The organism is Actinacidiphila epipremni, assembly GCF_012034175.1.
Classification (GTDB): Bacteria; Actinomycetota; Actinomycetes; order Streptomycetales; family Streptomycetaceae; genus Actinacidiphila; species Actinacidiphila epipremni.
Window position 1 is genome coordinate 34,700 of the sequence record NZ_JAATEJ010000030.1, and the last position, 21,655, is coordinate 56,354.

Consider the following 21,655-nt stretch of genomic DNA (forward strand, 5'->3'; position numbering starts at 1 on the left):
CCGCTCACGGCTCGCGCGGGGCGCCCACCATGCGCAGCACGAGGTCGGCGTAGAGCGCGCCGACCTCGTCGGGCGTACGGCGGCCGGCCGGGTTGAACCAGCGGGCCACGTCGATGCACAGCGACAGCACGGCCAGCGTGGTGCCGTTCACCTCGGGCACGTCGAACTCCCCGGCGGCGACACCGTCGGCGATGATCGTACGGATCGCGTCCTCGGTCTGCCGCCGCAGTCCCACGATCTCGGTGTAGTGGTCCGGGGCGAGCGCGCCCAGCTCGTACTGCACGACCCGGCCGGTGGTGTGGTGCTCGGCGTGCCAGCGCACGAACGCCCGTACCGCCGCCGCGAGCCGGTCGGCGGCGCTGCCCGCGGTGTCCCGCGCCTCGCCGAGCATCGCCAGCGAGCGCTGATGGCCCACCCGGCTGATCTGGTAGAGCAGCTCTTCCTTGGTCTTGTAGTGGATGTACAGCGCCGCCGGGCTCATCCCGGCCCGCCCGGCGATGTCCCGGGTGGTGGTGGCGTGGTAGCCGCGCTCGGCGAACGCCTGCACCGCGGCGATCACCAGCCGCCTGGCGGCGTCGGGGGTGACGTCCTCCCACGCCTCGCCGGTCGTCGCCGCCTCCGCACTCATCGCTCGCACGCTCCTCGGGCCCGTGAGCCGGCCGGATCGACCGGTTGACAGGGTCACACCCTACCTGGGCGGGTGAGCAAGCGCTTAGCGACCCGGGCGGACGGGGTACGGGGCCGCGGCCGGCGCCGGACGTAGCGGATGTACGGGCGCGCCGAACGTACCGGACGGGGCCACGCGACGGCTCAGAAGGCGGACACCCCGGTGAGGGAGCGGCCGATGAGCAGCTTCTGGATCTGGCTCGTGCCCTCGTAGAGGGTCATCACCCGGGCGTCGCGCAGCAGCTTGCCGACGGGGTATTCATCGATATATCCATAACCGCCGAAGACCTGGAGCGCGTTGTTGGCGCAGCGCACCGCCGCCTCGCTGGCGTGCAGCTTGGCCACGGACGACTCGGTCGCGAAGGGCTGCCCGCGGTCGACGAGGTCGGCGACCTGCCAGGTGAGCAGGCGGGCCGCGGCGACGTCCACGGCGATGTCGGCGAGCAGTTCCTGGACGAGCTGCCGCCCGGCGATCGGGGCGCCGAACTGCTCGCGCTGCCCGGCGTAGCCGACCGCCGCGTCCAGGCACGCCTGCGCGATGCCGACGCAGCCGGCCGCGACCGACATCCGGCCCTTGGCCAGCGCCGACATCGCGACCGCGAAGCCCTTGCCGGCCGGCCCGAGCAGCGCGCCGGCCGGGACGCGCACGCCGTCGAGGACGAGTTCGGCGGTCGCCTGGCCGCGCAGGCCGAGCTTGCCGTGGATGGGGCGCCGGGTCAGGCCGGGCGTGTCGGCGGGGACGAGGAAGGCGCTGACGCCGCGGTGGCCGTCGGCCGGCGTGCCGGTGCGGGCGAAGAGCAGGACGACGTCGGCCCAGGTGCCGTTGGTGATGGACGTCTTGCCGCCGCTGATGACGTACGTGTCGCCGTCGCGGACCGCGCGGGTGGTGAGGTTCGCGGCGTCGGAGCCGGTGCCGGGCTCGGTGAGGCCGAAGCAGCCGAGCGCCTCGCCCGAGGTGAGCCGGGGCAGCCAGTGCCGCTTCTGCTCCTCGCTGCCCCAGTGGGCGATCGACTTGGCGACAAGGCCGAGCGAGACCGACACGATGCCGCGTACGGAGGAGTCCGCGCGGCCCAGTTCCTCGGTGACGAGGCAATAGGCGAGGTGGTCGCCGCCGGAGCCGCCGTACTCCTCGTCGACGGTCAGGCCGAGGAAGCCGACCGCGCCGAGCTTCTTGACGATCGCGCGGTCCACGGCCTCGGCGCGGTCCCAGGCCGCCGCGTACGGGACGATCTCGCGCTCGGCGAAGTCCCGCGCCAGCGCGCGGGCGTCGGCCTGCTCGGCGGACAGCCCGAAGGTCAGCGCCATATCCGCCTCCTCGTGTACGTCCGGTGGTCGCGGCCGGTGATCGCGGTCGGCGGCGACATTAAACTACCGCCGCTAGTTTTCGATGGGCAGCCCCTACTATGTGCCGCATGGCCCGCCCCCGCAAGCCCCTGCTGAGCCGCGACCGCATCGTCACGACCGCGCTCGCGCTCGTCGACGCCGAGGGGCTGGCCGCGCTGTCCACCCGGCGGCTGGCGGCGGAGCTGGGGGTGAGCGGGCCCTCGCTCTACAACCACTTCGCCACGAAGGAGGCGATACTCGACGCGGTCGCCGACACGGTGGTCGGGCAGGTCGACGTGTCGATGTTCGAGGCCGGGTACGAGGACGGGGCCGGTGACGGTGCCGGGGGTGACGGCGGGGCCGGCGACGGGGCCGGCGAGGGCCGTGAGGCGCCCGGCTGCGACTGGCGGGCGGCGCTGCTGGCGTGGGGCCGCTCGTACCGCGCGGCGCTCAGCGAGCACCCGCACATCGTGCCCTTCCTCGCCACCGGGCCCGGGCTGCGGCCGGCCGGCCTGCGGATGGCGGACGCCGTCTTCGGCGGCATGGTGCGGGCGGGCTGGCCGCCCGCACAGGCCACCCGGATCGGCGCGGCCATGCGCTACTTCGTCACCGGCTCCGCCCTCGGCTCCTTCGCCGCCGGTTTCGTCGGCGACGCGGAGGCGTACGACCCAGCCGACTATCCGCACCTGGGCCAGGCGCACCTGCTGGCCAGGAACCGGGAGCGGGTCGACGAGAGCGCCTTCGAGACCGGGCTGCGGGCGCTGATCGACGGATTGGCTCTGCAATATGCCGCGGGGCCGGAGGCGGGAGCCGCCGCAGCGGGCACCGGCGCGGCAATATCCGCAGCTTCGGAAAGCGGTGGACGGCCGGCGGGCGGCGGCTGACAGGATGACGCCATGTCGACATCGGATTCAGCGGCGGCGGGCAGCGACGGGCTCGTCCAGGTCAACTACCACAAATACGACGGCTCTTTGCACTGGAACCTGCGGATGCACCGGCTCGGCGAGGACGAGCACGGCATATGGCTGGGCCTGCCGCCGAACAGCGTGATGCGCAAGGGGCACGACCGCGAGGTGCCCATAGCCGAGGCGCATGTGCTGCTCTTCCCGCCCGACGCGTGGTGGACCGCGCTCTTCAACGCGGCGCCACGTAGCACCGAGATCTACTGCGACATCACCACGCCCCCGCAGTGGCCGTCCCGGGAGGAGGTGACGATGGTCGACCTCGACCTGGACGTGCTGCGCAAGCGCGGCGCCCCGGGGCCGATCCTGGTCGACGAGGACGAGTTCGCCGAGCACCGGGTGCGCTACGGCTACCCGGACGAGGTCGCGGAGGCGGCGGAAGCCTCGGCGCGGTGGCTGATGGACGCGGTGGCGCGCGGCACCGGGCCCTTCGGCGGGGCGCACCGCAAGTGGCTGGCGATGGTGGACCCGGCGTAGTCCGCCCGGGCCTTCCCGGGGGCCGTACGGCGGGCGCGGGCCGGTCGGGTCCGGTCCAGTCCAGTCCGGTCCCGTCCGGTCCGGTCCGGTCCGGTCAGAAGACGACCAGCGCCCGGCCGCCGCGCCCCGCGGTCATCGCCTCGAACGCGGCGGGGATGCCGTCCAGGCCGATCCGGTCGGTGACCATGCCGGACAGGTCGAAACGGCCCTCCCGTACGTGTGCGGCCAGCACGGGCAGGTCCTGGGCCGGGTCGCAGTTGCCGTACACGCATCCCGACAGGGTGCGGCCGAAGTAGAACAGCTCCAGCGCGCTGAAGGTGACCTTCTGGTCCTGGCCGCCGATGCCGACGACCGTCGTACGGCCGCCGCGGCGGGTGCCGGACCAGGCGGTGCGGATGGTGTCGGCGCGGCCCACGCACTCGATGGCGACGTCGGCGCCGTGCCCGCCGGTGAGGGCGCGGACGCGCTTGGCGGTGTCGTCGCCGGCGACGACGAAGTCGGTGGCGCCCGCGGCCCGTGCCAGCTCCTCCTTGCCCGGCGCCACGTCCACCGCGACGATCGGCCCGGCCCCGGCGATACGCGCCGCCTGCAGCACCGCCAGGCCCACGCCGCCGACGCCGTACACGGCCACGGACTCGCCCTCCCGGACGGCCGCGGCGTGGTGGACGGCGCCGTAGCCGGTGAGGACGGCGCAGCCGAGCAGGGCGGCGTCGGTGAGCGGCACGCCCGCGGGCAGCGGGAGGACGGCGCGGGCGGCCACCACGGTCTCCTCGGCGAAGACGGCCGTGCCCAGGCCCGGGTAGAGCGGGCTGCCGTCGGCGGTGAGCGTGGCGTAGGGCGCGGAGGCGGCGGTGTTGGCGTCGGAGCACAGCCAGGGTTCGCCGAGGCCGCAGAAGTGGCAGGTGCCGCAGGCAGGCGCCCAGTTGAGGACGACCGGGTCGCCGGCGGCCACATGGTCGACGCCCTCGCCGACCGCGACGACCGTGCCGGCGCCCTCGTGGCCGAGCACCGCGGGGGCGGGCTGGCGCAGGGTGCCGTTGGACAGCGACAGGTCGGAGTGGCACACGCCCGCGGCGGCGAGCCGTACCCGCACCTGGCCGGGGCCGGGGTCGGGCAGGTCGATGTCGGTGACGACCAGGGGTGCGTTGACGGCGGGCAGGACGGCGGCGCGGACCACGGCAGGCTCCTGTGTCGGCTTCTCGGCGGTGTCGGCGGGCGGGGCGTGCGGCTTTGCGGGGGCGGCGGCTTGACGGGGCGGTGGGTGCGGCGGGCGCGGCGCTTTAGAACTGGAGGGACTTGGTCTGGAGGTATTCCGCCAGGCCGTGGGCGCCCAGTTCGCGGCCGACACCGGACTGCTTGTAGCCGCCGAAGGGCGCCCGCGGGTTGAACCGCCCGCCGTTGATGTCGACCTGGCCGGTGTCCATGCGGCGCGCGAAGGCCACGGCGGTCTCCTCGTCGGGGCCCCAGACGGCGCCGGCGAGGCCGTAGACCGTGCCGTTGGCGATACGCAGCGCGTCGTCCTCGTCCTGGTAGCGGATGAGGACGACGACGGGGCCGAAGATCTCCTCCTGGGCGATCGCCATGTCCGGTGCGACGTCGGCGAACACGGTGGGCCGCACGTAGTAGCCGCGCTCCATGCCGTCGGGCGCCTCGGGGCCGCCGGCGACGATCCTGGCGCCCGCCTCGACGCCGGCCCGGATGTAGCCGCGGACGCGCTCGCGCTGCTTGGCGTTGACGACCGGGCCGATACGGTCGCCGGGGACGTACTTGGCGGTCGCGGCGGCGGCGATCCGCACGGCCTCGTCGTAGCGCTCGGCGTCGACGAGCATGCGGGTCCACGCGCTGCACGTCTGGCCGGAGTTGGCGAAGACGTTGGCGAGGCCGACGTTGACGGCCTTGGCGAGGTCGGCGCCCGGCAGGATGACGTTGGCGGACTTGCCGCCCAGTTCGAGGGCGACGCGCTTGACGGCGCCTCCTGCCGCGGCGCCGATCTGCCGCCCCACGGCGGTGGAGCCGGTGAAGGAGACCAGGTCCACGTCCGGGTGGCCGGCGAGCGCCTGGCCGGCGACCGGGCCGAGCCCGGTGACCAGGTTGAAGACCCCGGCCGGCAGCCCGGCGGCGTCCAGGATCTCGGCGAAGAGCTGCGCCACCAGCGGGGTGTCCTCGGCGGGCTTGAGCACCACGGTGCAGCCCGCGGTGAGCGCGGGGGCGACCTTGGCGACGATCTGGTGCAGCGGGTAGTTCCAGGGCGTGATCGCGCCGACCACGCCGACCGGTTCGTGCAGCACCCGGGAGTTGCCCACGCGCTCCTCGAAGGCGTACGTGCCGGCCAGCTCCGCGTACCCGGCCAGCACCGCGGTGGGCAGGTCGGCGTGCACGGCGGCGGCGAAGGCGGGCGGGGCGCCCAGCTCGGCCGACACGGTCGCGGCGACCTCCTCCCTGCGGGCGGCGAGCAAATCGCGGGCGGCGGCGAGCACGGCGGCCCGCTCGGCGGGCGCGGTCGCCGCCCAGCCCGGCAGCGCGGCGCGGGCGGCGCGTACCGCGGCGTCCACGTCCTCGGGGCCGCCGGCCGGCACCCGTCCGAGGACCTGCTCGGTGGCGGGGTCGACGACCTCGATCGCGCCCTGTGCCAGGGCGGGCCGCCACCGCCCGCCGACGAACACCGCGTCACGCCCGCGGTGCACCCCCGGGCGCGTCCCGGTGGACACCGCCGCACCGGCCGCGTTCCCGCTGCCCGCCGTCACGTCGCCGGCCCTGTCGTCCGCCGCGTCAGCCATGCCGTCCACCCGCCGCTCTCCGCGCCGCTCTTCCGCCGCGCTGGGTCCGGCGCCCAAACTAGCGCCGATAGTTTTTCGTTGCCAGGGCCCGCCGGGTGCGCTCGGTCACCCCGGGGGCGTGCTCACCGGTCAGCCGGCCGCCTCCACCTGTATGGGGAAGCCGTTGAGCACGGCGGTGCCGGAGAGCGGGTCGAGCAGCGTACCGTCCAGCAACTGGTTGACGTTCGCGCCGGGTTCGCGGGCGGCGGCGGTCAGCCGGGTGCCGGGGCGGTCGTGGCCCCAGCCGTGCGGCAGGCTCACCACACCGGGGCGCAGGGTGTCGGTGATCTCGACGGGCGCGGTGATCTCGCCGCCGTCGCCCTTGATCCGGGCCAGGGCGCCGTCGGCGAGGCCGAGGCGGGCGGCGTCGTCGGGGTGCAGTTGCGCGGTGCAGCGGTTGGTGCCGCCGGTGAGCGCCGGCACATTGTGCATCCAGCTGTTGTTGGAGCGCAGATGGCGGCGCCCGATCAGCACCAGTGCCGGCCCGCCGGCGCCGCGGTCCACCGCGGCCCGCAGCCGGGGGACGTCCGCGGCAATGGGCAGCGCCACGAGGTCGACGCGGCCGGAGGCGGTGCGCAGCGCCTGCGGCAGGCGCGGGCGCAGCGGGCCGAGGTCGATGCCGTGCGGGTGCTCCAGGACCTTGGCGAGGGTGAGCCCTTCGGGGTCGGCGCCGAAGCCGTCGCCGTAGGGGCCGAGCCGCAGCATCATGTCGAGCCGCCGCTCGTAGCCGGTGCGTCCGCCGAGCAGCGCGGCCAGTTGTGCCGGGTCCTTGCCGTGGACCGGGGAGTGCGGGTCGGCGGTCTCGGAGCCGAGGCGGCGCTGGATCGCCTGGGCGTCGACGGCGGCGGGGTCGGCGGCGGGGCCGCCCTGCCCGAGGACGGCGAGGACGAGCCTGGCGTGGATCTCCGGTTCGTCCAGGGCCCCTGGGGCGAGCGGCACGGCGGGCGGGCTGTAGCGGACGGTGTTGCGGACGGCGAGGGTGCTGAAGGCGAAGTCGTAGTGGGCGCTCCGGGCGGGCGGGGGCGGCGGCAGGACGACGTCGGCGTGCCGGGAGGTCTCGTTGAGATACGGGTCGACGCTGACCATGAAGTCCAGCCCGGCCAGGGCGCGGTCGAGGCGGTGGCCGTCGGGTGCGGAGAGCACCGGGTTGGCGGCCACGACGATCAGGGCGCGCAGCCGCCCCTCCCCCGGCGTGTCGATCTCCTCCGCCAGCGCGGCGGCGGGCAGTTCGCCCTTGACCTCGGGGTGGCCGGAGACACGGCTGCGCCAGCGGCCGGTGGTGAAGCCCTTTCCGGGGCGGGGCGGCCGGGGTGCGCGTGCGGTGGCCGAGAGCGGGAACATGGCGCCGCCGGGGCGGTCCAGATTGCCCGTCAGCACATTGAGGACGTCCACCAGCCAGCTGGCCAGGGTGCCGAATTCCACGGCCGTGCTGCCGAGCCGCCCGTAGACGGCGGCCCGTTCGGCGGCGGCCAGCTCGCGTGCGAGGCCGCGGATGTCCTCGGCGGGCACGTCGCAGTGGGCGGCGACGGCTTCCGGGGGGAAATCGGCGGCGAGCGTGCGCAGTTCGTCCAGGCCGGACAGATGGGGCGTCAGGTCGCCGGGGTCGGCGAGGTCTTCGGCGAAGAGCACGTGGACCATGGCGAAGAGCAGTGCGGCGTCGGTGCCGGGGCGGGGTGCGAGGTGGCGGTCGGCGGCGCGGGCGGTCCTGGTGCGGTTGGGGTCGATCACGGTGAGCCGGCCGCCGCGCGCCCGCAGCGCCTTGAGCTTGCCGGGGAAGTCGGCGGCGGTGGCCAGGCTGCCGTTGGAGACCAGTGGGTTGGCGCCGATGAGCAGCAGGTGGTCGGTGCGGTCCAGGTCGGGCACGGGGATGGCGTTGGGGTCGCCGAACAGGTAGCCGGAGCTGACGTGCTTGGGCATCTGGTCGAGGGTGCTGGCGGTGAACACGCTGCGGGTGCCCAGCGCGCCCACCAGCTGCGCCGGGTAGAGGGCACCGGCCATCGTGTGGACGTTGGGATTGCCCAGGACGACGCCGACGGCCTGCCCGCCGTACGGGCCGGTGACCGCGCCGAGGCCGGTGGCGGCGGCCTGGAAGGCCTCGGCCCAGGTGGCGGGGGACAGTTCGCCGTCCTTGCGGAGGAGCGGGCCGGTGAGCCGGTCGGGGTCGGCATCGAGCGCGCCGAAGGAGGCGCCCTTGGGGCAGAGGAAACCGGCGCTGAAGACGTCGTCCCGGTCGCCGCGGGCGTGCGTGACCCGCTGCCCGTCGACCGTCAGCACGAGGCCGCAGGTGGCCTCGCACAGCGGGCAGATACGCAGGGCGGTTCGGTTCATCGTCGGGCTCCCTCGACGGCGACGGCACTGGCGCGCGTTCGTCCTCGACACTACCCACCGGTACTGACAACGGCACCGCCCCTGCGGGTGGGCCCGCGGCCGATGCGGGGGGGGGCGGGGCTCAGTCCAGCACCGTCGCGAGGTAGGCGAGCAGCAGCTGCTTGGTCTCGGCGACGAGTTGCGGGTCGCCCGCCGGGTCGGTGCGGAAGGCCAGTTGCAGGGCGGCGTCCGCGGCCTCGACGGCGACGGTCAGGGCCAGCCGGACCCGCGGCTGCTGGGGGTCGGCGGGGAGCCGGTCGCCGAGCAGGGCGGGCAGCCGTTCGGCGAGGTCGTGGTTGGACTCGCCCGGCACGCCGAAGTCGAGCAGCGCGAAGCCGGGCGCGGTGCGTTTCATGGCGGTGTACTCGTCGACCAGGATCTCCACGGCGGCCCGCCAGCCGGTTCCGGCCTCCGGTGCGGCGAGCCGGGCGGCGGTCCGGCCGAGGAAGTCGTCGAGGTTGCGGTGGGCGAGGGCGTCGGCCATGGCGCGCTTGTCGGCGAAGAAGCGGTAGACCGAGCCGATGGGCACGCCGGCGCGGGCGGCGACGGCACGGGTGCTGAGCCGTTCGTAGCCGGCCTCGTCGAGCAGTTGGGCGCAGGCGTCCAGGATGCGCTCCAGCCGTTCGGTGCTGCGCTGCTGGACGGGCGCGCGGCGCAGCAGTCCGCTGTCGGGGGCGAACTCGCTGCCGGCGCCCGCCATCGGCGGTCAGTTCCCGGCGGCGAGGGCGTCGAAGAGCCGGCGCAGGTCGGTCAGTGCCTCGTCCAGCGCCGCCTGCGGGTCGTCGGCCCGGACGATGGCCATCGCGTTCTCGCTCAGGCCGCCGTAGAGCATCGAGGTGAGCGGGTCGGCGGGGCGCGCGGGGATGGCGCCCTTGCGGATGGCCCGGGCGACCCCTTTACGGGTCAGCTCGCGGCAGTTGACGCCGACGTCCCGCATCGCCTCCCAGCCGAGCGCGCCGGGCGCGTCGAGCAGGGTGATGCGCTGGACGGCTGGGTCGAGCGAGGCCTCCAGGTAGGCGCGGCAGCCTTCGAAGACCGCTTCCCAGGGGTCGGTGACGGTCGCGTAGGCGGCGGTGATGCGCTCGTTGAGGTGCTGCTGCTCGCGCTGGTAGACGGCGCCGAAGAGCTGCTTCTTGCCGGCGAAGTGGTGGTAGAGGGCACCTTTGGTGACGCCGGCGCGCTCGCACACGGCGTCCAGGGAGGTGGCGGCGTATCCGGTGGTCGCGAAGAGCGCCCGCGCGGCGCTGAGCAGGTCCTCGACGGTGGCGTCGGAGCGTTCCTGCTGGGTGGGGCGGACCCGGGCGTGCCGCGTGCCGCCCTGTGTCGCCGTCCGTGCTGTGGTCACCGCCGCCTCCTGTCCTGCCTGTGGTGCCGCGTCGGTCCATGGCTCGGCCATTTGCCATGGCTTGGCGCGGGATCCGCTCCCCCACCTTACGGCCGGGCATGGCTTGACAGCTACATACCTACGGTATGTATGTTCCGTACCCTCAGTATGTTACTTCGCCGAAGGCTAAGGACGGCCATGTCCTCACTGTCCTCACCCACGTCCTCCTCACCCACGTCCTCCCCGCCCCGCGACGGCGCCGGCGGCGACACCAGGCCCGGAGTGGTCCTGCTGCTCAGCGCCGGGGCAACCTTCATCGCCTTCCTCGACACCACCGTCGTCAACGTCGCCTTTCCCGACCTCGCCGCGAGCTTCCCCACCGACCGGGTCCCGGACCTGTCCTGGGTGGTGAGCAGTTACGCGGTGCTCTTCGCGGCGCTGCTCACCCCCGCCGGGCGGATCGCCGACGCGCTCGGCCGCAAGAAGCTCTTCCTGTCCTCGCTCGCCGGCTTCACCCTCGCCTCCGCCCTGTGCGCGGCGGCGCAGAACCTGCCGCTGCTGATCACCGCGCGGGCCCTGCAGGGCGCGACGGCGGCCGGCATGATCCCGGCCGCGCTCGGCCTGCTGCTGGCCACCACCCCGCCGCGGCGGCTGCCGGCGGCGATCGGCGCGTGGGGGGCGGCCGGCTCCATGGCCACCGCGGCGGGGCCCGCGCTCGGCGGCGTGCTGGTGGACGCCTTCGGCTGGCGGGCGGTCTTCCTGATCAACGTGCCCGTGGGCGTCGTCCTGGTCCTCGCGGGGCTGCGCGCCCTGCCGGAGCGCACCGGCGCGCACCGACGACTCCCCGACCCGCTCGGCACGCTCGCGGTGACCGCGGGCATCGCCCTGCTGGTGCTCGGGCTCACCAAGGGCAGCGACTGGGGCTGGGGCGAGGCGTCCACGACGGCGAGCGTCGTCGGCGGAGCGGCGCTGATCGCGCTGGCCCTCGTCCGGTCGGCGCGCCACGGGGCGCCCGCCGTGGAGACCGCGCTCTTCCACAACGCCACCTTCGCCGTCTCCTCCACGGCGGCGGCCTTCACCGGCGCCGCGCTGTTCGCGTGGCTGCTGAGCAGTCCGCTGTTCCTGACCACCGTGTGGCACTACTCGGTGCTGAAGGCCGGTTTCGCCGTCACGCCCGGCGCGCTCACCTCGGCGGTCGCGGCGATTGCCGTCGGCAATCGGGCCAAGCCGCACCAACTCCCCGCGGTGGTCGCGGTGAGCATGGCCGCGTTCGCCGCGGCGAGCGTGTGGGCGTATCTCGCGCTGGGCACCGACCACCGCTTCCTGGCCCTGTGGCTGCCCGTCGGCCTGGTCGGCGGCGCCGCCTTCGGCGGCACGCTCACCGCGCTGTCCACCGCGGCGGCCCGGTCGCTGCCCCCGCAGCAGTTCGCCTCCGGGGTGGGCATGACCACCACCGCCCGGCAGTTGGGCGGCGCGCTCGGCGTCGCCGCGACCGCGTCGGTGATCGCCGCGCGCGGGGTCGGCGGCCCGCAGGCGTACCGCGACCTCTACCTGACCTGCGGCGCGCTGGCCGCCGTCGCCGCCGTCGTGGGCCTGGCCATGGCCCGCACCCTGTCGAAGGAGTCCTGACGATGACGCACGCAGCAGGCACCGGCCCGCTCGCCCCCGGTTTCGCCGACCCGCTCGCCGCCGGTCCCGCGGAGGCCACCGACCCCTACTGCCTGGCGCCCGGCGAGAGCGAGGCGCTGCTGCGCGGGGCGCCCTGGCGGCGGTTCGCGGTGCTGGGCGACAGCCTGGCCGAGGGCCTGGGGGATCCGCTGCCCGGCTACCGCACCGCCTCCTGGGCGGACCGCACCGCCGAGGCGCTGCGCTCGGCGGCTCCCTCCTTGTCCTTCCTCAACCTGGGCCTGCGCGGCCTGACGACCGCCCAGGTGCGGGCCGGGCAGGTCGAGCGGGCCGCCGCCTTCGCCCCCGACCTGGTCGCGGTGGTGTGCGGCGGCAACGACCTGCTGCTGCCGGGCTTCTCCCCCGAGGTGGTCGGCAGGGAGATGGACCTGCTCTTCGCCGCCCTCGCCGCCCCGGGCACCACCGTGGTCACCTTCGCGCTGTCGAACGTCGCCGCCGCGGTGCCGGAACTGCGCGGCGGGCCGCTGGAGAAGGGCGTGGCGCTGCTGAACGGGATCGTGCGGGAGACCGCGCGGCGGCACGGGGCGCTGGTGGTCGAGATGTACGACCACCCGGCGGGCGGTGAGCGCGACCTCTACAGCGCCGACCTCGTCCACGCCTCCGCGCGCGGGCATGCGGTGATCGCGGCCGAGACGGTGCGGACGCTGGGGGCGGCGGTGGCCGCGGACCGCGGCTGAGCCGGGCCCGCATTCCGTCCGGCCCAGCTCAGCCGGCCCCCCGGTCACCCGGCCCTGTCATCCGGCCCGGCGCCGCCCGGCCGGGTCGCCCCGCCTGGCCGTTTTGCCTGGTCATCCGGCCTGGTCAACGAGTTATCCACAGGCGCAGGGCGGGGGTTGCCGTCGTGATTCCTATGGTCCAGCATAGGAATCACGACGGGAACGCGAGCGGGGAGCGCATCATGGACGTCAGCCAGGACGGCAAGGATCTCGACTACTCACCGGGCTTTGGCAACGAGCACAGCAGCGAGGCGGTGCCCGGAGCGCTGCCCCTGGGGCGGAACGCACCGCAGCGCGCCCCCTTCGGGCTGTACGCCGAGCAGTTGAGCGGCACCGCGTTCACCGAGCCGCGGGCGCACAACCGGCGCAGCTGGCTGTACCGCATCCGCCCGTCCGCGGCGCATCCGCCCTTCCGCCGGGTGCCGAACGGCTCGCTGCGCAGCGCCCCGTTCCTGGACGTGGAGCCCGATCCCAACCGGCTGCGCTGGGGCCCGCTGCCGCTGCCGCAGGAGCCGACCGACTTCGTGCAGGGCCTGGTGACGGTGGGGGGTAATGGCGATGTGCTGCGCCGCGAGGGCATCGGCATCCACTGGTACGCGGCCAACCGGCCGATGGCGGGCCGGGTGTTCTCCAGCGCGGACGGCGAGTTCCTGATCGTGCCGCAGCAGGGCTCGCTGCTGCTGCGGACGGAGTTCGGGCGGCTGCGCGCGGAGCCCGGGCATGTCGCGCTGATCCCGCGCGGGGTGCGCTTCGCGGTGGACCTGCCGGACGGCACCGCCCGCGGCTATGTGTGCGAGAACTACGGCCGCCCCTTCCAGCTGCCGGAGCTGGGCCCGATCGGCGCCAACGGGCTGGCGAACGCACGGGACTTCCTCGCCCCGGTCGCCGCGTACGAGGAGGCGGACGAGGAGACCGAGGTCGTCAACAAGTTCGGCGGGAATCTGTGGGCGGCGCGCTACGGCCACTCGCCGCTGGACGTGGTGGCCTGGCACGGCAGCCATGTGCCGTATCTGTACGACCTGCGCCGCTTCAACGTGCTGGGGTCGATCAGCTACGACCACCCGGACCCGTCGATCTTCACGGTGCTCACCTCGCCGTCCGACACCCCGGGCCTGGCCGGCGCCGACTTCGTGGTGTTCGCGCCGCGCTGGCTGGTCGGCGAGGACACCTTCCGGCCGCCGTACTTCCACCGCAATGTGATGTCGGAGTTCATGGGCCTGGTCGAGGGCGCCTACGACGCCAAGGCGGAGGGTTTCGTGCCCGGCGGTGCCTCGCTGCACAACATGATGTCGGCGCACGGCCCCGACCGGGCGACCTTCGACCGGGCCAGCACCGCGGAGCTGGTGCCGCAACGGGTCGACGACGGGTTGGCGTTCATGTTCGAGACGCGCTGGCCGGTCGTGCCGACGCCGTTGGCGCTGTCGGCCGGGCACCGCCAGCAGGACTACGACGCCGTGTGGGAGGGGCTTGAGAGAAACTTCGGGCTGTGAGCTCCTTCGCCCCCGACTCCCTGGTCCTCAACCGCAAGCTGCCGCTGTGGTATCAGGTCTCGCAGTCGCTGCGCGCGTCGATACTGGGCCGCCGCCCCGACGACCCGCTGCGGCTGCCGACCGAGGAGGCGCTGGCCGGGCATTACGGCGTGAGCGTGCTGACCATGCGCCAGGCGCTCAAGGAACTGGAGGACGAGGGGCTGATATCGCGGCACCGCAAGCGGGGCACGTTCATCGAGCCGGCGGCGCTGCGCGGCGCGCCGGTGCGGCTGCTCGGCTCGGTCGACGCGATCGTTGCCCAGCAGTCCGGCGGGCGCACCGCGGTCTTCCAGCACGGCCCGACGCCGCTGCCGCCGGAGATACGGGAGCACTACCCGGACCTGGCGCAGGCGACGGTCTTCCGCCGGCTGCGGTGCGACGAGCAGGGCGAGCCGACCAACTGGGCGGAGAACTTCCTGCGCCCGGAAACGGCCGCCGCGATCGACCTGGCCGACCTGGAGCGCTGGCCGATGACCAAGGTGCTGCGCGATGTGCTGGGCGTGCGGATCAGCCGGATCACCGACACCGTGGAGGCGCGGCTGGCCGACCCGGAGACCGCCCGGCTGCTGCGGGTGCCGCTGCTCAGCCCGATCCTGCACTACACCGGGGTCACGTACGACGCTTCGGGAGAGGTGGTGGACGTGGTGCGGATCCACTACCGGGGCGACCGCTTCTCCTTCACCGTGACGATGGAGGCACCCTGACGGCCCTCGCTACCATGCGTGCAGTGAGCGACGACGCGCCCTTGCTGGACGATGTGATGCCGTGGTCCGTGCGCCCGCTGCGGATCGGCCGCGGCTGGCCCATGGCGCCGGACGCCGGCACGCTGCGCGAGCGCTGGGCGCTGGTGACGGCGGCGGGTGAGGAGCGCGAGCGGGCCGCGCTGCTGCACCCCACCCGGGCGCGGGACCTGCACAGCCGGGTCGGGCAGCTGCCGGGGCACCGCACGGCGACGACGGCGCTGGCGCGGGAGCACGGCCCGTGCCCGGAGCCGGTGCTGATCGCCCATGGGGCCTACGACCGGCTGTGGCTGATACCGGACCACCGGCTGATCGACGCGGCCCGCCCCGAGCTGTGGCGGGTGCTGGACGGCGAGCAGGTCTTCGTGCTGGAGCAGGCGGATCCGGGCGAGGGCGGCGAGCCGCCGGTGGCGTTCTCCGCGCTGCTGCCCGACGGCCGCTCCCCCGCGGGCCGGCCCGGACGGATCCGGCCGCTGTTCCGGCAGCCCGGCGGCCGGGACCCGAACCTCGCGCCGGGGCTGCGGGAGGCGCTGTCGGCGGCGCTGGGCACCGAGGTGGCCGCCCTGGAGGTGGCGGCGTGGATCGCGGCGGCGGCGCGGGGCGGGCCCGAGGGCTGCCGGGTGCCCCTGCCCACCGACGCGGCGGACTGGCGGGCCGGGGTGGCGCTGGGCGAGCGGCTGCTGTGGCTGCACACCCGCGGCGCCCGGTGCGCCGACCCGGCCGCGGGCCGCGACCCGGGCGGGCCGCGGCTGCCCGGCGGCAGCCGCCCCTACGTGCGGGCGCCGCTGCCCGCCTCGCCCGGGCCGGACGAGCTGGAGTACGACCGGGAGGCCCGCGAGCTGCGGATCGGCGCCGGCCGGGTCGCACCGGTCGCCCCCGCGGCGTGGGACCGTACGACCGGCGGGGTGCGGGTGCTGGCGGCCTGGTGGGAGCGGCGCACGGCACCGGGCGCGGCCGGCTCGCTGGAGGCGCTGCGCCCGCCGCCGTGGAGCCGGGCCAGCACCTCCGAACTGCTGGAGCTGATCAGCGTGCTGACGCTGCTGGCCGACCTGGACGCCGAACGGCAGGAGCTGGCCGGGCGGTTGGCGCGGCGGCCGGACCGTACGCTCACCGTGGCGGCGCTGCGGGCGGCGGGAGTGCTGCCGGTGCCGGCGGCGCGACGCGCCCCCGCGTCCGTACTGGACCACCGGGAAGAGGGGCCTGACGGGCAGTTCGCGCTGGTGTGACGGCTCCCTCTGCTCAGCAAGGCGGGGCGGGGTGACGCGGGCGGGGCCGAGGGAGCCGGGTCCGCGCGGGCCGCCGGCCGGGAGAGGCGGGCGCGCGGAAGCGGCGGGTGGGGACGTACGGCAGCGCCGCGGCGCGGACCGGCGGCGTACCGGAACGGAGCAGAGCGGCCGTCAGGCGGGAAGCGCCCGGTGACGAGCGCTCAGTGGCGGTTGCCGAACAGCGACCTGCGCAGCCGGCGCAGCGGGGCGAACAGCGAGACCCGCGCTCCGCGGTTGGCCGTGGTGTGGCCGACCGGGCGTGAGGTGAGCTCGCGCATCAGCACGGTCGCCTCCTCGGTCTCGCGCTGCGGTACGGCGGGGCCGGCCAGTATCGCCAGATGCCGGTCGAGCCGCGCACTGGACGCACCCGTTCCCGCACTGATGGCAGGCACTCTCGGCCTGCCGTGCATCGCTATCTGTTCCATGACTCTCCCCACCCTGACGAGGGCACCCGGCCCGGGCAGGCTAAACCCTATCGCCCCGGCGCGTCACCCGTGCATCCCCTGTCCGGCCAGGATGCCCGATTCACCTTCATTTCAAGGGTGTTGACACGTCGAACGATTGCCTCACACGGTGGCTGATCACGGTACCCGTGACCTGGGCGGGGTGCCGCGGCGGGGTACGGAACGCATCCGACGCGACACGTACATACCGAAAAGCGCTGGGCCAAACGAGTGGAAGTGACGGATCATGGGCCCCATGTCCGTGACACCCCGTGAGCCCGGCAGTCCTACGCCGCCCGTGACCGGAGCAGGCACCCGCGCGGCGCGAGCACGGCGGGACGCCGGACCGACGCCGCCGCAGCGCGCCCTGCCCCTCCAGGTCCACCTCGACGACAGCGACTCGCCGTCCGATGTCGTCGACGCCCTCTTCCTCGGCCGTTTCACCTCCGGTGAGCAGCCGTACGCGCGCGGCGCCGCGCTGGACACCGTCAAGCAGGGGCTGACGCTGCTGCCGCCGGATGCCACCGTGCTGCGGCAGGCCCGCGCCAAGGACCGCAGCGCCACGCTCGCCGAGGGCGACGGCTGGACGATCCTGGTCTCGCGCTGGAGCCGCGGCGCCGACGTCACCGTCACCGCCGTGCGCGACGACCTGGCCGAACAGGTCCTCGCCTCCGCGGTGGCCGACGCCGAGGACACGCCGGAGCCAGAACCGGAGAGCGTCACCATGGGCTTCTGGTACGTCTCGCCGCGCCGCGGGCCGCACCGCACCACCCGGCAGATCTCCGCCGCGTCGTGGGAGGACCTGCGCGGCAACTACACCGCCAAGGTCGCCGAGGCGATGGACGGCCTGATGAAGCTGGGCGTCGACGACATCACCGGCCGCCTGCTGCTGCTCCACGGCCCGCCCGGCACCGGCAAGACCTCCGCGCTGCGCACGCTGGCACGCTCGTGGCGCGACTGGTGCCAGGTCGACTGCGTCCTGGACCCCGAGCGGCTGTTCAACGATGTCGGCTACCTGATGGACATCGCGATCGGCGAGGACGACGGGGCGGCGGGCGGCCGTTGGCGGCTGCTGCTCCTGGAGGACTGCGACGAGCTGATCCGCGGTCAGGCCAAGCACCAGACCGGCCAGGCGCTGTCCCGGCTGCTCAACCTCACCGACGGCCTGCTCGGCCAGGGCCGCAACGTGCTGGTCGGCATCACCACCAACGAGGACCTGGAGCGCCTGCACCCCGCGGTGGTCCGCCCCGGCCGCTGCCTGGCCAGGATCGAGGTCGGCGCGCTCAACCGCGACGAGGCCGTGGCCTGGCTCGGCACTCCCGAGGGCGTCGGCCGCGACGGCGCGACCCTCGCCGAGCTCTACGCCCTGCGCCGCGGCACCAACACCGCGCTCACGCCCGCCCCGCAGTCGGCGGACGGCCTGTACCTGTAGCCGGCCCGGGCCCGGCCGGCCCCGCAGCCCCTGCCGTCGCCGCCGGCCCCGCCGCCGCCTCCGCCGCCTCCAGCGCGCCGACGTACACGGCGAGCGTGCGCCCGGCGGCCAGGAACGGCTCGGCCGAGCGCATCCCGCGGGCGAGGACGAAGGCCCCTTCGAGCGCGGCGAGCAGGGCGTGGATGACGGTGTGCGCCTCCTGCTCGGACAGCCCGCGGCCGGCGAGGTAGCGGCTGCCCTCCTCGACCCACACCTGCATCACCTCCGCGGCGATCTCCCGCAGCTCCGGCTCGACGTCGGCGATCTCGGCGGTCACGACGCCGACGGGGCACATGTTCGCCCAGCCGGTGCTCTCCATGTCCCGGGCCGCCGCGGCGAACGCCGCCTCGACGCCGGTCGCGAGGTCGGGGTGCGGGTCGAGCAGCAGCGGCAGCAGCTGGATGTACGCGGCCCCGGTCTGCCGCAGCGCCGCCGCGGCGACCTCGCGCTTTCCGCCCTTGAAGTGGTGGTAGATCGAGCCGGTGGGGGCGCCGGCGGCGCGCGCGAGCTGGTTGATGCCCGTCGCGGCATAGCCCTGCCGGCGCAGCAGTTCGGCCATCGCCAGCGCGATGCGCTCGTCGGTCCTCATGCGCCCATGCTAGTTCTGATGCTAGAAAGGTCTTTCTAGAGAGACCTTTCTAGTCGTGCTCGTCTCAACGAGGGGGCAGCCATGGGCCAGATCGAGGTACCGGCCGGGGTCGTCGAGTACGACATGACCGGTTCGGGGCCGCCGGTGGTCCTGCTGCACGGGGTGCTGATGGACCACACGGTGTGGGACGAGGTCCTGCCGCTGCTGCCGGACGGGTTCACGTACGTACGGCCGGTGCTGCCGCTCGGCGCGCACCGGCGGCCGATGCGGGCGGACGCCGACCTCACGCTGCACGGGCTGACCGGCGTCGTCGCCGACGTCCTGGACGCGCTCGGCCTGGAGGACGTGACGCTGGTGCACTCCGACTGGGGCGGCGGGCTGTTCCTGACCGCGCGCGGCCGGGACCGGCGGGTGGCCCGGCAGGTGATCCTGCCGTGCGAGGCGTTCGACAACTTCCCGCCCGGGCTGCCCGGCCGGATGCTCACGCTGGCCGCCCGGATGCCCGGCGGCCTGGCGCTCGCCGCCCGGCAGCTGCGGGTCGGGCCGCTGCGCCGGCTGCCGGTGCTCTTCGGGCGGATGGCCCGCCGCCCGGTGCCGGACGCGCTGGTGCGCCGCTGGACCGAGCCGCTGCTGGCCGACCGGCTGGTGCGCCGCGACCTGCGGGCGTACTGCACGGGACCGCTGGACAAGGCCGGACTGGTCCGCGACACCGAGGCGTTGAGCTGGTTCCCCGGGGAGGCGCTGGTGCTGTGGTCGCCGGACAACCGGGTGATGCCGCCCGAGCACGGCCGCCGGCTGGCCCGGCTGCTGCCGGCCGGGCGGTACGCCGAGGTGCCGGGCGCGTATGTGCTGTCGATGCTGGACGAGCCGCAGGCGGTGGCCCGGGAGATCGGGCGGTTCCTCACCTCGGCGTAGAGCGCGGGGGACGGTGGGCGCCGGGCGCCCGCCCGTGGGACCGCGGAGGGGGCGGCCTCACGGGCGGGCGACCGGCGGTTCGGGTGACGGAGCGTCAGCCCAGGCGCCACTGCTGGTTGGCGCCGCCGTTGCACGACCACAGCTCCAGCTTGGTGCCGTTGACGTTGCCCGCGGCGGTGTTGCCGCCGGTGACGTCCAGGCACAGGCCGGACTGCGCACCGGTGATGGTGCCGTCGGGGTTGGCGCGCCACTGCTGGTTGGCACCGCCGTTGCAGGTCCACAGCTCGACCGGGGTGCCGGCGCTGGTGGCGCCGCCGGTGGCGTCCAGGCACTGTGTGCCGCCGTACAGCCGCAGTTCGCCCGCCGCGGTGAGCGTGACCTGCTGGTTGGCGCCGCCGTTGCAGTCCCAGATCTCGATCGCGGTGCCGGGCGCGGTCTGGTTGTCGTACGCGTCCAGGCAGCGGTTGGAGGAGGCTCCGACGAGGGGGTGGGTGGTGCCGGTGCTGGTGGTGGAGCCGGCTGACACGCGGTACATCACGCTGCCGTGGCCGGGGACGGTCGCCGAGATGGCCCCGCCGGTCGTGGTCTTCACGTGCGACCACAGGTTGTCGAGGGTGTAGGAGGAGGCCGCGGGGAGCCCGGCCGCGGCGGCGGTGGTGGAGATGGTGGCGGGGCCGGAGTTCTCGTTGAACAGCACGACGGCCGCGGCGCCGCCGGTCAGCGGCTTGGTGAGGACGTCCAGTCCGCCGGAGGCGGAGACCTGCGTCCCCTGCTTGCCGAGCGGGTCCTGGTCGACGGCGATCACGTCCCGGTTGCCGAGCAGGGACAGCGTCGCCGGGGAGGAGTTGGGCAGGTCGTTGCCGGCGATCAGCGGAGCGGCCATCTCGGCCCACAGGCCGAACTCGCTGCGGTCCTCGGTGAAGGACATCCCGCCGTTGCCGACTTCGAGCATGTCGGGGTCGTTCCAGCCGCCGGGGCCGGCGTATTTCGCGAGCTGGACGTTGGTGTGGAAGTTGGACAGCAGCGAGCCGAAGCTGTCGTTGATGTCGCCGGTGGTGCGCCACATGTTCCCGACGCCGGCGCCCCAGGTCCACACGCTGTCCTGGCCCCACTCGCACAGGCTGAACAGGATGGAGCGGCCGGTCCTGGCCAGGGCGTCGCGCATGGTGGTGTCGCGGGACTGCGGGGAGGAGCCGTCGCCGTTGCAGTTGTCGTACTTGAGCAGGTCGACGCCCCAGGAGGCGAAGCTGTCGGCGTCGGTCTGCTCATGGCCGAGGCTGCCGGGGTAGCCGGCACAGGTCTTGGTGCCGGCGCTCTCGTAGATGCCCAGCTTCAGGCCCTTGCCGTGCACGTACGCGGCGGTGCCGCTGATGCCGTCGGGGAATTTGGCCGGGTCCGGGACGAGGTGGCCGCCGGAGTCGCGGCTGCCGGCCATCCAGCAGTCGTCGATGTCGACATACGCGTAGCCGGCCGCGGCCAGGCCCGAGGAGACGATGTAGTCCGCGACGGACTTGACCTTCTGCTCAGTGACGTTGCAGCCGAAGGAGTTCCAGTCGTTCCAGCCCATCGGGGGCGTGGTCGCCAGCCCGTTGGGCAGCGCCTCGGCCTGCTGGGCCGGCGCCAGCAGCACGAGCGCCGGCGCGGTGACGGCGGCGAGCCCGAGGGCCGTCGCGGCGGCGAGCAGCCGGGACCGCGCACGGGTGCGGGGCGGCCGGGACGTGCGGACTAAGCGGCGGACACTGATCGGCATGGGTGTGTGCTCCTTTTTCGGGGCCCGGTGATCGGCTTCGTCTCGTCCGGTACGAGCGCCGACCGGAATACCTCCGGCAGGACTGCGCGACAGTGTGGGGTCGTGTTCGAATGAGCGTCAAGACTCGCGGCAGAGAAACAAGTTCCAACGCCGATGGACATCCTTCGGGTGATCTCCACCGCACGAAGGAACCGATCCGATCAACTTCGCCCGTGGAGCTCTTACCTGCCGGGCGGCCTCATTCGCCGTACGCGGCGCGCAGCGCCTCCTCGACGGCGGCCCGGGAGGCGTCGCGGTCCAGGCCCAGGCGGCGGGCGCGGTCGACGTACGCCGTCGCCGCGGCGGCGACCTCGCGGGCGCGGGCGTCCGCGGCGGCGACGTAGGTGCCGTGCCGGCCGCGGGTCTCGATCACCCCGTCGGCCTCCAGGGCGCGGTAGGCCTTGGCGACCGTGTTGGCCGCGAGCCCGGACCGCTCGGCCAGGCCCCGCACGGTGGGCAGCTTGTAGCCGACCGGCAGCCGGCCCGAGCGCGCCTCGTCGGCGATCTGTGCGCGCAACTGCTCGTACGGGGGGACGGCCGAGCGCGCGTCGATGGTGATCTCCAGCGTCATACCGGG

Annotated in this window: 20 protein-coding genes; 9 read left to right on the top strand and 11 right to left on the bottom strand. The window is 74.5% G+C overall.

Features of this window, described 5'->3' with window-relative positions:
- Nucleotides 1-4: 4 nt before the first annotated feature.
- Together HCN08_RS29180 and HCN08_RS29185 are read right to left on the bottom strand one after the other, a co-directional pair.
- Nucleotides 5-628 (bottom strand): TetR/AcrR family transcriptional regulator, encoded by a 624-nt coding sequence (locus HCN08_RS29180; protein WP_167986290.1) that lies wholly within the window; start codon nt 626-628, stop codon nt 5-7.
- A 182-nt stretch (nt 629-810) separates the two neighbouring features.
- On the bottom strand, nt 811-1,971 hold the full coding sequence (locus tag HCN08_RS29185) for an acyl-CoA dehydrogenase family protein (RefSeq protein WP_407648909.1): 1,161 nt from the start codon (nt 1,969-1,971) through the stop codon (nt 811-813).
- A 98-nt stretch (nt 1,972-2,069) separates the two neighbouring features.
- Between HCN08_RS29185 and HCN08_RS29190 the strand changes: the two genes are divergently transcribed.
- Both HCN08_RS29190 and HCN08_RS29195 read left to right on the top strand, forming a co-directional pair.
- Nucleotides 2,070-2,873: a TetR/AcrR family transcriptional regulator gene (locus HCN08_RS29190; RefSeq protein WP_206319381.1), complete on the top strand. Its 804-nt coding sequence runs from the start codon at nt 2,070-2,072 to the stop codon at nt 2,871-2,873.
- Between the two features lie 12 nt (nt 2,874-2,885).
- A complete protein-coding gene (locus HCN08_RS29195; protein ID WP_167986292.1) occupies nt 2,886-3,428 on the top strand; it encodes a DUF402 domain-containing protein in 543 nt (180 codons plus the stop codon).
- Nucleotides 3,429-3,522: 94 nt separating this feature from the next.
- Here the strand turns inward: HCN08_RS29195 and HCN08_RS29200 are convergent, their stop codons facing one another.
- The 5 genes from HCN08_RS29200 to HCN08_RS29220 form a co-directional block, all read right to left on the bottom strand.
- Nucleotides 3,523-4,605 (bottom strand): zinc-binding dehydrogenase, encoded by a 1,083-nt coding sequence (locus HCN08_RS29200; RefSeq protein ID WP_167986293.1) that lies wholly within the window; start codon nt 4,603-4,605, stop codon nt 3,523-3,525.
- Nucleotides 4,606-4,708: 103 nt separating this feature from the next.
- Nucleotides 4,709-6,091: an aldehyde dehydrogenase family protein gene (locus HCN08_RS29205; protein ID WP_322974761.1), complete on the bottom strand. Its 1,383-nt coding sequence runs from the start codon at nt 6,089-6,091 to the stop codon at nt 4,709-4,711.
- A gap of 243 nt (nt 6,092-6,334) precedes the next feature.
- The gene (locus HCN08_RS29210; protein WP_167986295.1) at nt 6,335-8,572 is read right to left on the bottom strand and encodes a molybdopterin oxidoreductase family protein; all 2,238 of its coding nucleotides are present in this window, start codon (nt 8,570-8,572) and stop codon (nt 6,335-6,337) included.
- A 121-nt stretch (nt 8,573-8,693) separates the two neighbouring features.
- Nucleotides 8,694-9,311 (bottom strand): TetR/AcrR family transcriptional regulator, encoded by a 618-nt coding sequence (locus tag HCN08_RS29215; RefSeq protein WP_167986296.1) that lies wholly within the window; start codon nt 9,309-9,311, stop codon nt 8,694-8,696.
- Nucleotides 9,312-9,317: 6 nt separating this feature from the next.
- Nucleotides 9,318-9,956: a TetR/AcrR family transcriptional regulator gene (locus tag HCN08_RS29220; protein ID WP_322974750.1), complete on the bottom strand. Its 639-nt coding sequence runs from the start codon at nt 9,954-9,956 to the stop codon at nt 9,318-9,320.
- Between the two features lie 177 nt (nt 9,957-10,133).
- Here HCN08_RS29220 and HCN08_RS29225 point away from each other — a divergent pair, with 177 nt between their 5' ends.
- From HCN08_RS29225 to HCN08_RS29245, 5 genes are all read left to right on the top strand, one after another.
- Nucleotides 10,134-11,564 carry a DHA2 family efflux MFS transporter permease subunit gene (locus tag HCN08_RS29225; protein WP_167986298.1) on the top strand — a complete coding sequence of 477 codons (1,431 nt, stop codon included), beginning with the start codon at nt 10,134-10,136 and terminating at the stop codon, nt 11,562-11,564.
- Between the two features lie 2 nt (nt 11,565-11,566).
- Complete coding sequence (locus HCN08_RS29230) at nt 11,567-12,298, top strand: SGNH/GDSL hydrolase family protein (RefSeq protein WP_167986299.1); 732 nt, start codon at nt 11,567-11,569, stop codon at nt 12,296-12,298.
- 221 nt (nt 12,299-12,519) lie between these two features.
- Nucleotides 12,520-13,827: a homogentisate 1,2-dioxygenase gene (hmgA, locus tag HCN08_RS29235; protein WP_167986300.1), complete on the top strand. Its 1,308-nt coding sequence runs from the start codon at nt 12,520-12,522 to the stop codon at nt 13,825-13,827.
- The gene (locus HCN08_RS29240; RefSeq protein WP_167986301.1) at nt 13,824-14,570 is read left to right on the top strand and encodes a GntR family transcriptional regulator; all 747 of its coding nucleotides are present in this window, start codon (nt 13,824-13,826) and stop codon (nt 14,568-14,570) included. The genes hmgA and HCN08_RS29240 overlap by 4 nt, the downstream gene beginning before the upstream one ends.
- A 14-nt stretch (nt 14,571-14,584) precedes the next feature.
- Nucleotides 14,585-15,832 (top strand): type ISP restriction/modification enzyme, encoded by a 1,248-nt coding sequence (locus HCN08_RS29245; RefSeq protein ID WP_167986302.1) that lies wholly within the window; start codon nt 14,585-14,587, stop codon nt 15,830-15,832.
- Nucleotides 15,833-16,032: 200 nt separating this feature from the next.
- Here the strand turns inward: HCN08_RS29245 and HCN08_RS29250 are convergent, their stop codons facing one another.
- Nucleotides 16,033-16,296 (bottom strand): hypothetical protein, encoded by a 264-nt coding sequence (locus HCN08_RS29250; RefSeq protein ID WP_167986303.1) that lies wholly within the window; start codon nt 16,294-16,296, stop codon nt 16,033-16,035.
- Between the two features lie 265 nt (nt 16,297-16,561).
- Here HCN08_RS29250 and HCN08_RS29255 point away from each other — a divergent pair, with 265 nt between their 5' ends.
- Nucleotides 16,562-17,746, top strand: coding sequence for a DUF5925 domain-containing protein (locus HCN08_RS29255; protein ID WP_407648911.1), 1,185 nt, complete (start codon nt 16,562-16,564; stop codon nt 17,744-17,746).
- On the opposite strand, the gene HCN08_RS29260 is transcribed toward HCN08_RS29255, so the two are convergent.
- Entirely contained in the window at nt 17,706-18,374 is a 669-nt protein-coding gene (locus HCN08_RS29260; protein ID WP_167986305.1) for a TetR/AcrR family transcriptional regulator, read from the bottom strand. The genes HCN08_RS29255 and HCN08_RS29260 overlap by 41 nt on opposite strands.
- Nucleotides 18,375-18,455: 81 nt before the next feature.
- On the opposite strand from HCN08_RS29260, the gene HCN08_RS29265 reads away from it, so the two are divergent.
- Nucleotides 18,456-19,289: an alpha/beta fold hydrolase gene (locus HCN08_RS29265; protein ID WP_167986306.1), complete on the top strand. Its 834-nt coding sequence runs from the start codon at nt 18,456-18,458 to the stop codon at nt 19,287-19,289.
- Nucleotides 19,290-19,383: 94 nt separating this feature from the next.
- Here HCN08_RS29265 and HCN08_RS29270 read toward each other — a convergent pair whose 3' ends face one another.
- Nucleotides 19,384-21,039: a glycoside hydrolase family 27 protein gene (locus tag HCN08_RS29270; RefSeq protein ID WP_167986307.1), complete on the bottom strand. Its 1,656-nt coding sequence runs from the start codon at nt 21,037-21,039 to the stop codon at nt 19,384-19,386.
- A 238-nt stretch (nt 21,040-21,277) separates the two neighbouring features.
- Nucleotides 21,278-21,649, bottom strand: coding sequence for a GntR family transcriptional regulator (locus HCN08_RS29275; RefSeq protein WP_167986308.1), 372 nt, complete (start codon nt 21,647-21,649; stop codon nt 21,278-21,280).
- Nucleotides 21,650-21,655 lie beyond the last annotated feature (6 nt).

What these genes read in the sequence shown, in the direction of transcription:
- HCN08_RS29180 (WP_167986290.1), bottom strand. Translation starts at nt 628, where the DNA reads ATGAGTGCGGAGGCGGCGACGACCGGCGAGGCGTGGGAGGACGTCACC.
- HCN08_RS29185 (WP_407648909.1), bottom strand. Translation starts at nt 1,971, where the DNA reads ATGGCGCTGACCTTCGGGCTGTCCGCCGAGCAGGCCGACGCCCGCGCG.
- HCN08_RS29190 (WP_206319381.1), top strand. Translation starts at nt 2,070, where the DNA reads ATGTGCCGCATGGCCCGCCCCCGCAAGCCCCTGCTGAGCCGCGACCGC.
- HCN08_RS29195 (WP_167986292.1), top strand. Translation starts at nt 2,886, where the DNA reads ATGTCGACATCGGATTCAGCGGCGGCGGGCAGCGACGGGCTCGTCCAG.
- HCN08_RS29210 (WP_167986295.1), bottom strand. Translation starts at nt 8,572, where the DNA reads ATGAACCGAACCGCCCTGCGTATCTGCCCGCTGTGCGAGGCCACCTGC.
- HCN08_RS29215 (WP_167986296.1), bottom strand. Translation starts at nt 9,311, where the DNA reads ATGGCGGGCGCCGGCAGCGAGTTCGCCCCCGACAGCGGACTGCTGCGC.
- HCN08_RS29225 (WP_167986298.1), top strand. Translation starts at nt 10,134, where the DNA reads ATGTCCTCACTGTCCTCACCCACGTCCTCCTCACCCACGTCCTCCCCG.
- HCN08_RS29230 (WP_167986299.1), top strand. Translation starts at nt 11,567, where the DNA reads ATGACGCACGCAGCAGGCACCGGCCCGCTCGCCCCCGGTTTCGCCGAC.
- hmgA (WP_167986300.1), top strand. Translation starts at nt 12,520, where the DNA reads ATGGACGTCAGCCAGGACGGCAAGGATCTCGACTACTCACCGGGCTTT.
- HCN08_RS29245 (WP_167986302.1), top strand. Translation starts at nt 14,585, where the DNA reads ATGCGTGCAGTGAGCGACGACGCGCCCTTGCTGGACGATGTGATGCCG.
- HCN08_RS29250 (WP_167986303.1), bottom strand. Translation starts at nt 16,296, where the DNA reads ATGGAACAGATAGCGATGCACGGCAGGCCGAGAGTGCCTGCCATCAGT.
- HCN08_RS29255 (WP_407648911.1), top strand. Translation starts at nt 16,562, where the DNA reads ATGGGCCCCATGTCCGTGACACCCCGTGAGCCCGGCAGTCCTACGCCG.
- HCN08_RS29260 (WP_167986305.1), bottom strand. Translation starts at nt 18,374, where the DNA reads ATGAGGACCGACGAGCGCATCGCGCTGGCGATGGCCGAACTGCTGCGC.
- HCN08_RS29265 (WP_167986306.1), top strand. Translation starts at nt 18,456, where the DNA reads ATGGGCCAGATCGAGGTACCGGCCGGGGTCGTCGAGTACGACATGACC.
- HCN08_RS29270 (WP_167986307.1), bottom strand. Translation starts at nt 21,039, where the DNA reads ATGCCGATCAGTGTCCGCCGCTTAGTCCGCACGTCCCGGCCGCCCCGC.
- HCN08_RS29275 (WP_167986308.1), bottom strand. Translation starts at nt 21,649, where the DNA reads ATGACGCTGGAGATCACCATCGACGCGCGCTCGGCCGTCCCCCCGTAC.